The sequence below is a fragment of the Halosimplex amylolyticum genome, from assembly GCF_051414035.1.
GTDB lineage: Archaea > Halobacteriota > Halobacteria > Halobacteriales > Haloarculaceae > Halosimplex > Halosimplex amylolyticum.
Window position 1 is genome coordinate 38,198 of record NZ_JBLKNW010000008.1, and the last position, 16,369, is coordinate 54,566.

11 protein-coding genes and 2 pseudogenes are annotated in these 16,369 nt (G+C 60.3%); 10 read left to right on the forward strand and 3 right to left on the reverse strand.

Translation table 11 applies throughout. The features are described from left to right. Positions 1-59 precede the first annotated feature (59 nt). On the forward strand, positions 60-1,154 hold the full coding sequence (locus ACMGFE_RS22330) for a sialidase family protein (RefSeq protein ID WP_436927495.1): 1,095 nt from the start codon (positions 60-62) through the stop codon (positions 1,152-1,154). Between the two features lie 194 nt (positions 1,155-1,348). Then, complete coding sequence (locus ACMGFE_RS22335) at positions 1,349-2,593, forward strand: alpha-L-fucosidase (RefSeq protein ID WP_436927496.1); 1,245 nt, start codon at positions 1,349-1,351, stop codon at positions 2,591-2,593. A gap of 68 nt (positions 2,594-2,661) precedes the next feature. Here the strand turns inward: ACMGFE_RS22335 and ACMGFE_RS22340 are convergent, their stop codons facing one another. Beyond that, complete coding sequence (locus tag ACMGFE_RS22340) at positions 2,662-3,726, reverse strand: alpha-L-fucosidase (RefSeq protein ID WP_436927497.1); 1,065 nt, start codon at positions 3,724-3,726, stop codon at positions 2,662-2,664. Between the two features lie 278 nt (positions 3,727-4,004). On the opposite strand from ACMGFE_RS22340, the gene ACMGFE_RS22345 reads away from it, so the two are divergent. Further along, positions 4,005-5,486 carry a glycoside hydrolase family 32 protein gene (locus ACMGFE_RS22345; protein ID WP_436927498.1) on the forward strand — a complete coding sequence of 494 codons (1,482 nt, stop codon included), beginning with the start codon at positions 4,005-4,007 and terminating at the stop codon, positions 5,484-5,486. Positions 5,487-5,526: 40 nt separating this feature from the next. Next, positions 5,527-6,780 (forward strand): sialidase family protein, encoded by a 1,254-nt coding sequence (locus tag ACMGFE_RS22350; RefSeq protein ID WP_436927499.1) that lies wholly within the window; start codon positions 5,527-5,529, stop codon positions 6,778-6,780. Positions 6,781-7,278: 498 nt separating this feature from the next. On the opposite strand, the gene ACMGFE_RS22355 is transcribed toward ACMGFE_RS22350, so the two are convergent. Then, a complete protein-coding gene (locus ACMGFE_RS22355; RefSeq protein ID WP_436927500.1) occupies positions 7,279-8,301 on the reverse strand; it encodes a Gfo/Idh/MocA family protein in 1,023 nt (340 codons plus the stop codon). Between the two features lie 225 nt (positions 8,302-8,526). Between ACMGFE_RS22355 and ACMGFE_RS22360 the strand changes: the two genes are divergently transcribed. The 6 genes and pseudogenes from ACMGFE_RS22360 to ACMGFE_RS22385 all read left to right on the forward strand — a co-directional run bounded on the left by ACMGFE_RS22360 (position 8,527) and on the right by ACMGFE_RS22385 (position 15,312). Continuing rightward, positions 8,527-9,858 (forward strand): nickel pincer cofactor-dependent isomerase, group 22, encoded by a 1,332-nt coding sequence (locus tag ACMGFE_RS22360; protein ID WP_436927574.1) that lies wholly within the window; start codon positions 8,527-8,529, stop codon positions 9,856-9,858. A 479-nt stretch (positions 9,859-10,337) separates the two neighbouring features. Continuing rightward, positions 10,338-10,529, forward strand: a pseudogene (locus ACMGFE_RS22365) (IS5/IS1182 family transposase); the annotation flags it as partial. 181 nt (positions 10,530-10,710) lie between these two features. Further along, on the forward strand, positions 10,711-11,139 hold the full coding sequence (locus ACMGFE_RS22370; RefSeq protein WP_495849306.1) for an alpha-L-fucosidase: 429 nt from the start codon (positions 10,711-10,713) through the stop codon (positions 11,137-11,139). Between the two features lie 34 nt (positions 11,140-11,173). Further along, positions 11,174-11,419 carry a hypothetical protein gene (locus ACMGFE_RS22375; RefSeq protein ID WP_436927501.1) on the forward strand — a complete coding sequence of 82 codons (246 nt, stop codon included), beginning with the start codon at positions 11,174-11,176 and terminating at the stop codon, positions 11,417-11,419. Positions 11,420-11,585: 166 nt separating this feature from the next. After that, entirely contained in the window at positions 11,586-13,478 is a 1,893-nt protein-coding gene (locus ACMGFE_RS22380; protein ID WP_436927502.1) for an ABC transporter substrate-binding protein, read from the forward strand. A 394-nt stretch (positions 13,479-13,872) separates the two neighbouring features. Next, positions 13,873-15,312: an enolase-like domain-containing protein gene (locus tag ACMGFE_RS22385; RefSeq protein WP_436927503.1), complete on the forward strand. Its 1,440-nt coding sequence runs from the start codon at positions 13,873-13,875 to the stop codon at positions 15,310-15,312. A gap of 37 nt (positions 15,313-15,349) precedes the next feature. On the opposite strand, the pseudogene ACMGFE_RS22390 reads toward ACMGFE_RS22385, so the two are convergent. Next, a pseudogene (locus ACMGFE_RS22390) lies at positions 15,350-15,577 on the reverse strand (IS5/IS1182 family transposase); the annotation flags it as partial. Positions 15,578-16,369 lie beyond the last annotated feature (792 nt).

Consider the following 16,369-nt stretch of genomic DNA (forward strand, 5'->3'; position numbering starts at 1 on the left):
GAGTTGACCGCTACACAGACGCCCGAATCTACTTCAGCGTCCCGGCCGAGTCGCCAGGCATGGCTTCACCGACTGCTGAGACGCATTCACTTCAAGATGTGACGCACTCAGTCGTCCACCGCAACCCGGACGAGTTCGCGGCCTGGCCGTTCAACGGTGGGATGTGGTTGCTCGGTGATGAAGAGGTAGCGGTCGGCTTCTTCGCTCACGACTGCGATTACGCTGTCGAGTCTCACCTGAATCACCGCCGGATCTCGACATACGGGGAAATTCGGCTGTCACGGACACATAACGGTGGTAACACCTGGGAATCTCCCGAGGTGGTCGGTCGGTTCCCGGACATCTCCGAGCAAGTGCTTCACGGCCGAACCGTCGAGGTCGATTCGGTCGACCTCTCAGATCCAGAGACGCTCCTGATGGCCTGGGCTGCCCCCGATTTCTGGGCGGAGTGGTCCGAGCCGTGGATCCGGCTCTCGGAGGACGGCGGACACACCTGGTCGGACCCGATGGGACTACCGACGTTCCATCACGAGGGTGTTCAGGGCCGCCCGTCAACCTTTGTCCGCGACGACGGGACCGTCCTCCTGTTCGGGTCGGCGATAAGCGAGACGAGTCCCTCACCTAGAGCCAGCGTCTACGCGTCGTTCGACGGGCGCGCGAACTGGACTTTTCTCTCGTATCTGACCCCGCAAGCTGAGTACGCCACTATCTGTCCGACCGCGGTGCAACGCGACGACGGGACTCTCGTGGCGACGGTGCGGTGCAATCCGGCCTGGGACGCGCTGTGGACGGAGTGTTACATCTCCGAGGACCAGGGCCAGACCTGGACGTTCCGGAGCCGCGTCACCGATCACGGTGCCCCAGGACAACTGCTCCGACTCTCCGACGGTCGACTGCTCTACGTGTATGGGTACCGACACCCGCCGTACGGCGTCCGCGCGGTAGTGAGTGACGACGGCGGGTCGACCTGGGGACCCAAATTCGTCGTCCGAGACGACGGCGGCTGTCCTGACCTCGGTTACCCCCGAGCCGTCGAAGTTGAACCGGGCCGGGTTCTCACGGCATACTACTTCACTGAGGAGGACCCCACAATCCCCATGAACGGTGGAGTCAGATACGTCGCTGCGACAGTTTTCGATGTTCCCGAATCGTGAGCCGTCGCCAGCCGAAGTTACGACCAAACACGGATCTGCTGGACGAACACAAACGTCTTCTTTTCAACGAGTGCATCCCCCGTCTTCTCGCGAACTAGGTCCCACGCATTGTGTCGGTCCAGCCTGTAGTCCTTTGAGGGGGCACGTCCCGCGGCGACCCGAAAGACCAAGCACCGCGGTAGCGATTCACGCTCATGACGGTTCCAGACCCGACTCCGCGAGTCGCCGAGTTCGAACGACGGGCCTACGGAATGTTCCTCCACTGGGGACTGTATTCCCAGCTCGGACGAGGCGAATGGATACTCCATCTGGACAACGACCTGATTCACGAGGAATACGAAGGCCTCGCGGAGACATTCACCGCTGAGGCGTTCGATGGCCGCAAGATTGCCAGCCTCGCGAAAGCAGCGGGCATGAAATACGCCGTCCTCACCGCCCGCCACCACGACGGCTTCTCGCTGTACGACACCCGGGGACTCACCGACTACGACGCTCCCAACTCGGCGGCAGGACGAGATCTCGTCCGCGAGTTCGTCGACGGTTGCCACGCTGAAGGGATCGAGCCCTTCCTCTATCACACGACGCTCGACTGGCACCGCGACTCCCACGAGTGTTCGCCCGGCGAGTTCGACGAGTACGTCGACTTTCTCCACGACTCGCTCGAGGTCCTGCTCGCCGAGTACGACCTCGGCGGCATCTGGTTCGACGGCGACTGGTCGCGCGACGACGACTGGCGCCTCGACGAGCGGTACGCGCTCGTCAGGGAACACCAGCCTGAGGCCATCGTCGTCAACAACACCGGAATCGGTAACGAAGGGGAAGTGAGCCACCCCGAGGTCGACAGTGTCACGTTCGAACAGAGGGAGCCTGACCCGGTGAACCGCGAGGGGATGGACAAGTACGTCGCCGCCGAGATGTGTCAGACGATGAACGGTCACTGGGGAATCGGCGAGCGGGACTTCGACTACAAGTCGCCGGGCGACATCATCGAGACGCTGGCGACGTGTCGCGCTCGCGGAGCGAATTACCTGCTCAACGTCGGTCCGACCGCTGAGGGGGCGATTCCAGAGTACGAGACCGCTGCGCTCAGACGGGCGGGCGAGTGGGTCGAGCTGCACGACGACGTCATCTACGACGGCCGACCGGTCGACTGCGAAACGCCCGGTCGCGACGCGGTCCTCGAAGCCGACGACGACCTCTACTACCTGGCGTTCGATCTTTCCGTCTCCGGGCACGAGGATGTGACCGTCAGGGGTGACGGCACGGGTCCCAGGACTATCGTCGGACTTGACCGGGAAGTCACAGTGGCACGCTGGGTGGATTCCGACGAAGGGATCCGTGTCCTCCAGAGTGACGACGCGGACCTGACGACGCTCGATTGTACCGGCTACCCGTACGGGACGAACACCGTCGTCAGGGTGGCCGAACTCGACGCGTAGTCCCGGAAGATCGGGCACGGAAACGGGACTCCACAACCGACAGAGTGTGAACAAACGACCGCGGACTCTCACTCGCCGGGTAGTCCCTCGTCGTCGAGGCGGTCGCCGATCGCGCGCAAAACCTCGGTGTCCTCCGGGTCGAGCGACCCGTCCGGAAGAGGACCCGTGTTCAACAGGAGGTTGTATCCCTTTCCAGTGGTTTCAGCGAGCAGATCCCAAACCTCGTCTTCGGTCTTGTGCATCCCCTCGGCCCCGGCCAGATAGCCCCAGGAGTGGCGAATCTGGTCTTCGTAGGCTTGAGCGGGCAGCATACAGGCACACACCTCGCCGGGTTTTTCGAGTTCCTCCCGGTGGGAGTCGTAGTACAGTTCGGGGGCGACGAAGTCTTCGGTCCCGGTGACGCCGTCTTTAAAAGAGACGAGCGTCTCCGGACGCCGCTCGCGGATCGTCTCATAGAGGGCCGGCAGGTCGAACGGTTCGGGGTCCCAACCTGCCTTGCCGGGCTGGGTCGAGAACACCGCCGGATCGAACCAGATGCCGGCGGGGTCGTACTCCAGTAGTTCGAGACACTGTGCCTTGACGTATTCGAGATAGCGGTCGAGGTCGTGGCCGGCGTCGGCGTATATGTTCGGCCGCTCATCGTAGTCAGGGCGCGCAGGGTCACCCCACTCCTCGCGGTTCGGGGCGTGAGGGTGGCGCCAGTCCACGCCGACGGAGTAATAACAGAAAAAGCCGAGGCCGGCATCGTGACACGCTTCGGCGAGTTCGCCGACGAGGTCCCGGCCAGCGGGCGCCTCGGTCGCGTTGAACGACGTCTGGCCGGTGTCGAACAGGCAGAACCCGTCGTGGTGTTTCGTCGTGAGATTGACGTACTCCATGCCTGCGTCCTGTGCGAACTCGACTATCGCCTCTGCATCGAACCCCTCCGCGGTGAAATACTCCTGTAACAGCGCGTACTCTTCGGGCGGGATCGCCTCGTCGTACTGTACCCACTCGTGATTCGCCAGCAGCGAGTAAAGTCCGTAGTGCAGGAACAACCCGTAGTCCGCGTCCGCGAACCACGCGGTCGCGGCCCCACGGGGGTCCTCGCTGTAGCGGTCTTCGTACTCTCGTAGATACGGCGGGACACTCATGTCACAGACATCACCAGTCGATTACAAAAAGCTACGCTTCGCACCACCCGGCGTGCCGATGGTTCCGGGATACGACTACCGCGAATTGCGGCGGATAGACGATGACGCTTGGGACGGTCGTTCGCAAGCTGTCATCGATATATCGCTAAACTATCCGGCGAGACCCGGGCATGACATACAACCAAACGTACGACGGCTGAACACCTACCACTGGTCCCCTTCCAGTTGAAAATGAGTATGAAAACTTATACTATACTATACTATGGATATAGCTGGATATGGACCGCAGAAGCGAAGCGCCGTCAACCGTTCGCGAGTCAGGCGAACTTACGGAGTTCGAACGAAATCGGCAGACGTTCACTGACGATCCCTATCGTCCGGACTACCACTTTGTACCTCCTGGCGGTCTGCTCCACGACCCGAACGGCGCACTGTACTGGAACGGACGCTATCACCTGTTTTACCAATTCTGGCCCCCAGACGTGTCTGCTGACAGGACCTGGAGCGAGGCCATGCACTGGGGGCACGCGGTCAGCGACGATCTCGTCCACTGGCAGGACTTGCCCATCGCACTGTCACCCGATGGTGGACCGGAAGACGGCTGTTTCAGCGGCCAAGCACTCGTCGAGGGCGACCGTGCGGTCCTCATGTATTTCGGCACTGAAGCAGGTAACTGCATTGCCACAGCAACGGGTCCGTTCCTCACCGAAATCGAAAAGTCGGACGCTAACCCCGTCATTCCACTCGACGAGTCCGCTCCGTACGAGGTGTTCGACCCGTGCATCTGGCGTGCGGACGGTAATTACTGCTCGCTGTCGGGGTGGAAGGTCGACCGCCGCACGACGGAGTTCCTCTTCGAGTCGTCCGACCTGACGGAGTGGGAGTACCGGGGACCGATCGTTCAGGACGGGTTTTACACTGATCCTGACGAGGACGGGGCAGTTCCCAACTTCTTTGCGCTCGATGGCAAACACGTACTCCTCTTTTTCAGCCACACGCGCGGCCCGCAATACTACGTCGGCGACTACGACAGTGACGCGGGGGTGTTCGAGATCGAAACCCATGGCCGGTTAAATTACGGTCCGATCACCCACAGTAACCTCCATGCGCCGTCGGTCCTCCGCGAGGGGGACCGACGTGTCGCTTTCTTCAACGTTGTCGAGGGGATCGACGACTGGGGAGAACAGCCTGGAGAGGGTTGGGCCGGTGTCATCAGCCTCCCCCGGGATCTCTCGGTTGTGGATGGCGAACTCAGACTTGCACCCGTAGACGAACTCGAGACGCTACGAACTGACCACTGGCGCGTCGAATCGGTGTCACTCCCGGCGAACAACGAGTGGGTCGCTCCACGTGACGGTGGGAGGAGCTTTGAACTTCGAGCCGAAATAGACGTTGGAGACGCCAGAGTTGTCGACCTATCGGTACTACGTTCACCTGATGGCGGCGATGCGACAACTGTCTCGTACTGGGCCGCGACCGACTCACTGGGGATCGACATTGGGCAGACAGACGGACGTAGCGATGCACTGGGACGCCCGCCCGAGACCGGCTCAGTCACGCTTGACGACGAGGAGCATCTAGATCTTCGGGTCTTCGTGGATAAGAGCATTGTAGAGGTATTTGCTAACGGACGAGAGACCCTGACGACACGCGTCTATCCGGATCCCGAGAATACCGGGATCGCTCTGTCAGCCCATCGGGGCACGGCCCGCCTCGAGTCACTGGACATCTGGGACATGGAGAACATCTGGGTACACTGATCTCATACGAGGCGATTCTGTCGGATCGAATCTGTCGATCTTGACCTCTCCGACGACCACGTCGAGTGCCCGGAGGAACCTAACGAACCCAAGGCTATCTCGGACAACGACTGATCTTGACTCCGCCGTCAATGATCGCGTCGGGACCGGTCACCGGTCGCGGCGGCGACCGATTTATGTGAACGGCGGATGCGCCCCCGGTATGGCACCGACAGATACGGGAGTGTCCACGGCGCCGAACGCGACGCACACGAATGTCTATCGACGACCCGACGAATTCTGTTCGTGGCCGTTCAATACCGGTCTTTGGCACGTCGGACCTGATGAGGTTCTGGTATCGTTCGTCAAACACGACTGCGACTACGCCGTCGAGAGCGAGCTCAGCCACGGGCGAGTCGAGACCTACGGCGAGATATACTCGATGCGCACGACCAACGGCGGGGAATCCTGGGAGGCCGACGGCGTGATCGCGGACAACGTCGCGACGAGCGATGCCGTACAGTACGGGCCCAAGAAGACGCTGGAGGGCCGTGATTTCACCGACCGGGAGACGATACTGACCTGCTGGTCGGCGCCCAACAGCGGTGACCCGGCGGCGACTGCCTGGATCAAGGCGTCCGACGACGGTGGCCGGACATGGAGTCCTCCCGTGAAACTTCCGGAGCGTATCTTCCCTCGGATCCAGGGTCGCCCCTCCTACGTCGTTCGCGACGACGGCGCGCTATTACTATTGCTGACCGGGAAGTCCGCGTCTGACCCACATGACCGCCCAATCGCCTACGTCTCTTTCGACGGCGGAGCGAACTGGACGTTTTTGTCCTATATCGCCGGCAGCGAGGACTACCGGATTATCTGTCCGTCACCCGTCCGACTTGACGACGGGACGCTCCTGGCGGCCGTCCGCTGCAAACCGTCGACCCGCGCCAACTGGGTCGAGGTGTACGCCTCGGGAGATGGCGGCCGGAACTGGACCTACCGCTCGCGCGTGAATGACCAGGGAGAGCCGGGCCATTTGATTCGACTTGACGACGGACGGCTCTGCTGCGTATACGGATACCGGCATCCGCCGTTCGGCGTTCGAGCCAGGTTCAGTGATGATGGCGGGCAGTCCTGGGGGCGGGAGTGGATTCTTCGAGATGACGGCGGGAACTACGACCTCGGATATCCCCGCGCGACACAACTGGCCGACGGGTCGGTCCTCGCCGTCTACTATTTCAACACTGACGAGGACGACCTCCCGGTCGAGGGCGGCGTGAGACATGTCGCCGCCACGAAGTTCGACCCCCCGGAGTGAACCCAGCCTGCTGTCAGGTGTGCCACCACCGCGGCCGGAACTATCGAACGGATCCCCTGCAGGTTCAACAGACAGGTCCGTTCGTTCCGTCGTACGGTACCCTTCACTGACCGCCCGCAGACCCCAAAATCCACAATAACACGACATATCGGACATAGCAAGACCTCCCAACAGCCCGTTCACCGGGTCGGGTTTCTCATTGGGAGCGAGCGCACGGACGAACAGCCGGCTGCACTCGCGTGACTCTGCGGGCGTGACGGTTTCGAGGGGAGCGTCCCCTTACCCACAGCTGTCGGAACAGATGGTCGACCTCTCCGAATACGGTGCACTCTGGGCACCTGGGAAGACCACTTACCGATGGCTCTGTCTCTACCGACGCAACCTACCGAATCACTCAGCGACTATGTCACTGGCAGGCTGTTCCTGAGTCGGTTCGTACTCGCTGGGTTGACGCTCTTGACTCCGACCCGTCGGGATGAAGGATCTTCACTCGATCAGTTAGCCGACCTGAATCGAATCCCCCGTCTCGAGTGACTGATTGACGGACGTCGTCAGTGCGTGGGTACGGAAGGCATCGGCAAACGGCGAGCGCAGCAGCGACTCGTCCCCTGTCCGGACAGCTTCGACGAACGCCTCGATTTCGTTGTAGTAGTCCCGACGCCACAGGAACGTGAACGGGTCGTAATAGTCCAGCTGTTCGCCTTCGAACTCCGGCTCGGGCTCGGCGTACGAGACCGGTTCCCCGTCGACGGTCCCGTTGAGCGTTCGTTCGTTGAAATCGAGGGAGAGGCGGAACTCGTCGCCGACGAGGGTCATATCTACGTGGCGGTCATCGGGCACCGTACAGGTGGAGGCCACCTGACTCACGACGCCGTTTTCGTGGTGAACGGTGGCGCCGTGACTGTCCTCGAAATCGATGGCGTCGGTGACGATTCGCTGACCGCCATGCGCCGAGACGGCTACCGCCTCGCCGCCGAAGTAGCGAGCGAGATCGTAGACGTGCGTCGTCGTCGCCACGACCTGCCCCCCGGACAGATCTCTCTGTCGCCACCAGCCAGCCTCCGGGACGCCGCTCAGCCAGTGTCCCTCGATCAGCGAGAGAGTCCGGTCTTCGATAAGTTCTTTTGCGCGTTCGACGAGCGGTGCGTACCTGAACATGTAACCGACCTGGGAGAGAACGCCGGCGTCCTCGATGGCGTCGCGGAACCTCCGCGCCTGGTCGCCGTTGAGGGGGAGCGGTTTCTCGATGAAGAGGTCGATTCCGCGCTCGGCCGCCATCGAGACCTGATTGGTGTGGGCTGTTGGGGGTATCGCAACGAAGACCGCGTCGAGGTCGGCCTCGGCCAGGAGCTTTTCGTGGTCCGTATACGTCTCCGTCTCACCGGAGCGAGCGGACGCAACTGTCTCCGCCCGCCGCTCGTCGACGTCGCAGACAGCCGTCACCGCGACGTTGTCGAACTGGTCGAGATTCTGGAGGTGGACCTGTGCGATTGAACCTGCACCGATAAAGCCAACGTCCATACCGACTGCTTGAGCGCCTCTGATTTAACCGTGGCGGGCGCCTGCCGCAGAGCTGACAATCGACTACCTCTCGAGACCGAGTTCACCTCGCATCGACGGTCAGTTCTCTGGCCGCATCTGTTCGGTCCAGGTGGGGGGTGTGTCACCCAGGAGGACCGCAGTTCGATCTGTTCAACCTCGAACGGTCGCAGTACACTTAACAAGAGCTGTCGTCTATCCTCAAATATGGATTCTGTCTCCGATATCGTGGTCGACGAAGAAATCGTCCTCGAAGCCTGTGATCACCTGGAAGTCCCCGAACTCGGCGTGATCGAACAGGTCTGGGAAACTGCTCCTATTCCGCCCACCCGGATTCCCGAGCGCGCAGGCGAAGCGGTAACCGACCTGCCGCTTGAAAAGATCCCACCGGGCGGAGAGGTGGCAGTTGGCGTGGGGAGCCGCGGGATCGCGAATCTTCCCGACATTGTCCGCGGTGTCGTCACGGAACTCACCGAACGCGGCTACGAGCCGTTCATCTTTCCGGCGATGGGGAGCCACGGTGGGGCAACGGAGAGCGGCCAGCGGGAGAAACTCGCCACGCTCGGTGTGACGCCGGAGACGGTCGGTTGCGACATCCGGGCTACGATGGAGGTTGTCCAGGTCGGCGAGACGCCAGAACGGGGGGTGCCAGTGTACACCGACGCTCACGCAGCCGAGGCCGATGCCATACTGCCAGTGAACCGTGTCAAGCCCCATACGGACTTCAGTGGCGACGTGGAGAGCGGCCTCTCCAAGATGCTCGTCATCGGGATGGGAAAACAGCGAGGCGCGAAAACGGCTCACGACTGGGCTGTCGATTGGAGTTTCCGCAACATGATACCCGAGATCACCGAGCAGTTGCTGGAGTCGCTTCCAGTCGTTGGGGGCGTCGCTATCGTCGAGGACGAACACGACGAGACGACGATACTGGAAGGCATCCCCCCGTCCGGGTTTCTCGGCCGCGAGTCCGAGCTACTGGAGACGGCCCTCGAGCGAATGCCGACGCTTCCCTACGAAGACATCGACGTGCTGGTCGTCGACCGACTCGGCAAAGACGTCAGCGGTCAGGGGATGGACACAAACGTCACCGGGCGGCGCCACTTCACTATCAGCGAACCCGAACCCGAGTCGCCCGATGTCAAACGCGTCTTCGCCCGCGGACTAACGGCGAAAACCAAGGGGAATGCGATGGGAATGGGCGCCGCCGATTTCGTTCACACCGACCTGCTCGACGAACTCGAAACCGAAAAATCGCTGATCAACGCGATCACCGCCAGTACCGTCCGCGGGGTGCGACTTCCCCCGGTGGTCGAAACCGACCGCGCAGGGCTGGTCGCGGCACTCGGCACGGTTGGTACCAGGGCCTCTCGATCGCCCCGCGTTCTCCGGGTGACAGACACGATGCACCTCAAGCGCTGTTACGCGTCTGCGCCCCTCGTCGAAGAGGCCAGGGAACGCGAGGATTTGCGCGTCGCTGAAGAACCGGCCCCCATCGAGTTCGACTCCGGACAGTTCGTCGCGCCGTCGCCCGCTGAATGAGGGGATAAGCAGGCTGTTCCCTTTCTACATCACATCCCAAACCTGTTGATCCCGATTGCGTCCAGTTCGTTTCGGCCATATGTTAACACTCGCTTTCAAAACCTTTTTACGAATAGTATTGCTGTATTCCGGTGCAGGCGTGTGACCGAACCCGAATCCAGAACTGATCCGTCTGACAGACTCGCCGGTCATGGATACGTAATATAGAGTCAACCCCTGCGTTTCGGGGCTACTGTCATCAGTCAACTGTCCCGGAGAATTCCGTCGGGGAATTCGTCTCGTAATCCCTTTCGGTCACTGCCTGTCTGTCCCATCTCGTTTCAACGGGTTTGGAACGGCTGGACCGCATATCCGTCGAGTACGATGTCGTTTGTGTCAGACTCGGGTCTCCCCTGTCAGCCCTGCATGGTCAGCCACCAGTCATACTGCTGGCTGTAACTTCGTGAAAATATTCGGCGCCCCGTGGCGCTGAAATCCTTGACGACCAATCGCTTCGAGACGCACTCCGATCAGACGGCGTCCGTCCACTCATCAGGCACCGGCTGTTCACTCACTACGACCACGCCCACAATGTACGGTTGGACAGCGATCTCTACGGGCAGCGATGGATGGCCGAAAGCGCGTTTTCGGCCATCAAACGTCGGCACGGGTCCGCTGGGCGAGGATCCGCCCGAGAAGTACTACGAGGAGTGGCGGGACCTCACCAACAGGGTGGCCGACGAGTACCGCCCGGACCTGATCTAGTTCGACTTCGCGTGGGGGTACCAGCCGTTCCTCGAGCACGACGAGCGCCGCCGCCAGGTAGTCGCCAACCAGTACAGCCGGGCCGCGGAGTGGAGCGAGGAGGTTGGGATCACTCACAAGCGCCAGCTTCCACCCTGCGTCGGCATCGCCGACGACGAGCGCTCTTGGTGGGAGGAGCTGTCGATCCAGCCGTGGCTGACCGACACCTCCGTCGATCGGCCCTCCTGGGAGTACGTCAAGGACTTTGAGTTCAAGTCCACGGAGGAGATGATCGAGGGGTTCGTCGACTCTGTCAGCAAGAACGGTAACACGCTGCTGAACGTCGGCCCCCGCCCGGACGGGACGATCCCCCACGAACCCGCCGCACTGCTCCGGGAGGTCGGCAACTGGCTCGATACGAACGCCGAAGCCGTCTACGGCTCCCGTCCCGACTGGGAGGCCGGAGAGGGCCCCACCGAGTTCACCTTCCACGGAGTTCGAGGAGGCTTCCAGCATCGCCTTCACTGCCGAGGACAAGCGTTTACTCCGGGCGGGTGACCACTACTACGTCATCCTGCTAGACTGGCCCAAGGTGGGTGAGACCGCAATCGAGACACCGCTGCACCAGATCGTCGCCGAGGGCAGCCATCGCCACCCCGAGATCGACCAGATTGACCTCGTGAGAGGCACTTCAGACCTGGACTGGCGGCTCACGGAGCAGGAGGGTGATGGCGTGCCACATCACCGGCCCGACGAGACGCTGCACGTCGAATTACCCGCCGACACCGGAGAACTCGATTACGCGTTCACGCTCCGGCTCTCGCTGGGTGGCGAGTGACAGTCTCGGCGGCGGGTGACGGAGGTCGTGTCACACTCCGATTTCGGTCCAGATGACTGTTCCCGGATTGAAGTGCCCGAGCCGTTCGACGTTACCGGTCGTATCTGGGAGAGACGTGTTGTGAGTTCATCATTAAATATAAGTAGTTCACAATATATCATGAGGTATGACCCAAGAGAACGGGTTATCCCGAAGACAGTGGCTCGTACTGACCGGACAGGTCGGTGCTGCGGCTGCCATCGCTGGTTGCCCCAGCGACGGCGGGGACGGTGGCACGACCCCAACCGACACCCCAACAACCGGCGACGGTGGTGATGGTGGTGATGGTGGCGATACCGAGACTGAGACGCAGGCCGGCCAACCCCTTGACCCCGAGTTCACCATCCCAGGTGACAACCTCGGGGGCACGTCGTTCTCGAACAAGCAATTTAACCAATACGTCGCCGGCCAGACGTTTGGCATTCCGCTGCTGTTTTGCCGATTGGCGATGCCAGTTCAGGATGGGTTCGAACCGTCGGTGGCGGAGTCGTGGTCAATTCCGTCGACCCTGGAGGAGGGAACGACAGTGACGGTGACGATTCGAGAGGACGCAAACTGGCACAACGGAGATCCGGTGACCGCCCAAGACCTCGTGACCCAGATGAGGCTCAATCGGCACGTGTACGGCGACAGCTACAACGTGTGGGCGTTCACCGACTCGGTCCAGACGACTGGGGAAAAGACGGTCGAACTGACGCTCGCCTCCGCGGTCAACCCAAAGATCTTCAAAGACAAGCTCTTACGGTCCCGACTCACTATCAAGCACGACCTCTACAGTGATTACCTGGCGCGCTTCGAGGAGGCCCAGAACGAAGAGGAGGAGAAACAGGTCCGCAGTGATATCCAGAGCGAAACCATCGAGGACCCATACGGGAATAACGCCTTCAAGTTCGACCGCAAGAGCAGCGACCGGGTGCGGTTCGTCAAGAACGAGGACTTCTGGAACGCGGACGCAGTGACCATCCCGGTCTGGGACGTCCGAGGTATCGCCTTCGAGAACCTCGACTCCGCGGTACGGTCCGATACCATCGAGTTCAAGAGTCGGACGTGGCCCATCGCCGGCTGGCTCGAATCGGATCACTGGACGTACCGCAGGGCTCCGCAGTCCTACGGTGAGGGTTGGGGATTCAACCTCAGTCACGAGTATTTCGGGCAGCGTGAGGTCCGACAGGCATTCGCGTACATCCTCGATTTCGACCCCATCTTCGTCGACTGGGCCGTCGCCGCGGCCGGTATATCGGTCAGCATGGCAGAAGACCTGCGACCGGGACAGTCGCCCCCCGTTCCCAACGCGATGACCGCTCAGCAGAACGAGGCCTGGTTCGATGATCCGACTGACATCTTCACCGCGTATGAGAAGGACGACGAGAAGGCCATGTCGCTACTCCGGGAGGCCGGGTTCTCAAAGGACGGCGGGACGGTCATGACCCCGGACGGCGACCCGTGGGAGCCGCAGGTCCCTGCTCCGAGCGGGTGGAAGCCCTGGATCGAGGGCATAGTCAATCAGATGCGTGAGTTCGGCATCAACTTCCAGATGCAGCAGACCGGCCAATTCTGGGGTCAGATCTTCCCCAACGGCTTCGAAACCAGTTGTTCGCCCTGGCTCTGGGGCGGGGGACCCGGCGGGGCAAATCCACACCCGTTCTACCAATTCCAGCCGTACGTCGGCGACGGTTACTACGGCCCGCGGCTGAGCTGGCCCGACGAGGTCGAGGTCCCGATGCCGGTGGGCGACCCCGACGGGTCGCTGGAAACGATGACCCGACAGGACATCATCAACAGAGTCGTCGAACTCCAGAAGATATCCAGTGAGGATGAGGATCAAATAAAGGAACTCACTACGGAGCTGGCCTGGATCCACAATCAGCTACTTCCAGTGATCCCGCTCCGGCAGGGCGGCAGTAACCAGCACATGTCGACCGACCACTGGGAGTGGCAACCGGAGGGTTCGAAACACGACGTCGAGAGACTCCCGTTCGACCACGTGGCGGCTGGCTGGCCGAAGGCGAAGCTGGAATAGCGGTCCCGTAAAGCTCTTTTTTTTACTTCGCTCCGCTAGTGCCTGGTAGACGATGTAATGGACAGTCGAACACCTACCGCTCCGTGAAGGGATTGTTACTTGGTATGAAGTGTTCGATTGCTTCGAAGCGATCGGTTTCACTGGACCTCTTTCAGTGCATAGCGAGTATTATGATGTGTCCATCGATGAACTGCTGGAGCTGACCCGAAACGACGTGGTCTATCTCCGTGATGTGCTCGGAAGCGCATGAGGGAAGTCACTCGTAAAGCCCTCTTCTCCCAAACCATCAGGAATTAATAGCACAAGGTGGTGGAGATGTATCGATTGTCCTATTTTACCCGATTTTAGACAAGCAGAAGAATGAAGTCAGGTCCGAGCGATTATGTCACGTCAGATGACCCTCTCTGTCGAGAGCACACAAATCGCCGTTAAGAACGTTCAGACCCGAATGCCTTTCGCGTTCGGATCAGTGACTATCCAAGCGCTTCCCCATATTTTCGTCGAACTCTCAGTGAGAGTTGATGGAAACAAAGAGGTTGGAATCGCTTCCGACCACGCAATGCCCAAATGGTTCCGAAAAGACCCAGAGAAATCGGTTACCGATGATATTGAGGATATCCTGAAGGTAGTCGAACATGCGTGTGAGGCTGCAAGCGAGATCAGCACGAAGACTGCTTTCTCGTTCTGGCGACGTGTCCATGCCGAACAGACAACGTGGGCTGAGAGGGAGGGGATTCCCCCACTACTGGCTAACTTCGGCGTTACTTTCGTTGAGCGTGCCGTTATTGATGGCGTTTGTCGACACGAGAATACAACCTTCGCGAAGGCAGTTCGAAAAAACAAACTGGGAATCAAGCCAGGACGTGTATACTCGGAGACTGAGGGGATGGAACTGAGGGAGGTACTCCCAGATAACCCTAGACGCTCGATCGCGGTACGTCATACAGTCGGAATGGAAGATCCATTGACTGAGAACGACATTGTCGATCCGATTAATGACGGATTGCCGGAGACGCTTAAGGAGTACATCAGAGTCGACGGCGTCCGGTATGTCAAGTGCAAGCTTGGAGGCGACCCGGATGCAGACTTCAACCGTCTTGAGCAGATTGCCAGGGTGCTCGACGATACCCTTGACCACTACGGTGTCACGCTCGATGCCAACGAACAGTACCACGCAATCAGCGATCTTGAGGAACTCTGGAGCCAGATGGCCGCTCAGCCTGCCCTCCAGACATTCGTCGATAATATTATTTGTATTGAACAACCTCTCGATCGAGATCTCGCACTTTCAGTGGAGGCCGGCGAAATGCTCGGTAATTGGGACGGCCCACCGATTATTGTCGATGAGGCCGATGGCGAGGTTGATTCGCTCAAGACGGCACTCGATCTCGGCTACGACGGTACGAGCGTGAAAAGCTGCAAGGGTGTCTTCAAGGGGCTCGTAAACGCATGTCTCGTAGACTACCGGAGTACTACCGACAACCGACCATACCTGCTCACCGGGGAGGATCTGACCACAATCGGCCCCGTGTCCCTTGAAGAGGACCTCGCATTAATGGCGACAATGGGATTCAGTCACATCGAGCGTAACGGACATCACTATATTCGGGGCGCTGATATTCTTTCAAGTCGCCTTGAGGATCAGCTCATCGAGAATCACGGAGGCCTCTATCACCGACACGAGAGGGGGTTTACGGCTCTCGACATCGACGACGGAGATTTACGGCTAGATAGCGTTGTTGAGGCACCTTACGGACGGAAGATCGATTTCGATCTATCCTGCTTGACTCCCCTTGAAGAATGGTCAGTCTGTTCGCTTGGGCTCGAGTCCTGACCGCACTGCTGTGTTGAATAGGGGTAGGGCGGAGCGATCAAAGTGGCTCACAAAGTTGCTCGACGTTGTGAATGGCGAACATCAAGATGATTTCTCGGAACTGGCGATACCAGGCCTGCGCTCGCACGGTGTCGCCGAGCGAGCGCTTCACCGACGAATACGACGTTTCAGCCATCCACCGCTGGGTGTAGACGCGTTCTCGAACGGCGGCGTTGTTGCTGACGGCAGGCAGCGGCGAGCCACGGTACTGAACGAGTGGCTCAACGCCGAGGGAATTGAAAGGGAAAATGGGATGCGCAAGCAAGGGGACGTTGCCGACTCACCGATACTCAACCCCGTGGTCGAGAAGGTTTGCTAGTAGGGGAAATGTTTATATACCGAAAAGAGACGTCTGACCTCCCTCCGTAGCACTGGTCGTAGACCGAGCGCGATATCGGCAGGGACTGACGTCTTCTCGGGGTTTTATTCACTGTTACCGGAATTTGGTACCATGTAAGCTGCCAAGGGGGAACAACAAACTGCCAGGATCTCCGTTCGAAATGTCGACAGGATCAACGGGGCAGAGCTCTCGCTGCAGCCGGGAGCGACTGCACTGGTCGGTCGCAACACGATCAACCGGACGTCGCTCCTCCGGGCGACCGGTATGGCGCTCGGGAGCGACCAAGTGTCGCTGAAGGGCGACGCCGACGAGGGCCGGATCGAGCTCGCCCTCGATGGAGCCCGGTACACGTGGACGCTCCGCCGAAGGTGTCGCGTTGGACGGGGACCCGTGCCTCGAGCCTTGATACACTGCTGTTTCTCAAGGAAGTGCTAACGCACTGCCGCGGTCGGCCGCTGGTACGAGTCGGTCGCGGCCCTTGGTACGATTGGCCGCTCGAACTCCTCGACTGTGGCGCCGAATGGGAACCATGGGGAAATCGGTCACTCATTGAAGCCTGGTTCGGCCTGTCCAAATACCGAACCAGACGATTCCAGCACTGATTTCCAGCCGGCAGCTCCGCTGAATCCACCAGATCGTAAGTTCGCCACACTCCATAATGCGACTCTCTAACGTTGA

What these genes read in the sequence shown, in the direction of transcription:
- ACMGFE_RS22360 (WP_436927574.1), top strand. Translation starts at nt 8,527, where the DNA reads ATGGATTCTGTCTCCGATATCGTGGTCGACGAAGAAATCGTCCTCGAA.
- ACMGFE_RS22385 (WP_436927503.1), top strand. Translation starts at nt 13,873, where the DNA reads ATGACCCTCTCTGTCGAGAGCACACAAATCGCCGTTAAGAACGTTCAG.
- ACMGFE_RS22380 (WP_436927502.1), top strand. Translation starts at nt 11,586, where the DNA reads ATGACCCAAGAGAACGGGTTATCCCGAAGACAGTGGCTCGTACTGACC.
- ACMGFE_RS22345 (WP_436927498.1), top strand. Translation starts at nt 4,005, where the DNA reads ATGGACCGCAGAAGCGAAGCGCCGTCAACCGTTCGCGAGTCAGGCGAA.
- ACMGFE_RS22355 (WP_436927500.1), bottom strand. Translation starts at nt 8,301, where the DNA reads ATGGACGTTGGCTTTATCGGTGCAGGTTCAATCGCACAGGTCCACCTC.
- ACMGFE_RS22330 (WP_436927495.1), top strand. Translation starts at nt 60, where the DNA reads ATGGCTTCACCGACTGCTGAGACGCATTCACTTCAAGATGTGACGCAC.
- ACMGFE_RS22335 (WP_436927496.1), top strand. Translation starts at nt 1,349, where the DNA reads ATGACGGTTCCAGACCCGACTCCGCGAGTCGCCGAGTTCGAACGACGG.
- ACMGFE_RS22340 (WP_436927497.1), bottom strand. Translation starts at nt 3,726, where the DNA reads ATGAGTGTCCCGCCGTATCTACGAGAGTACGAAGACCGCTACAGCGAG.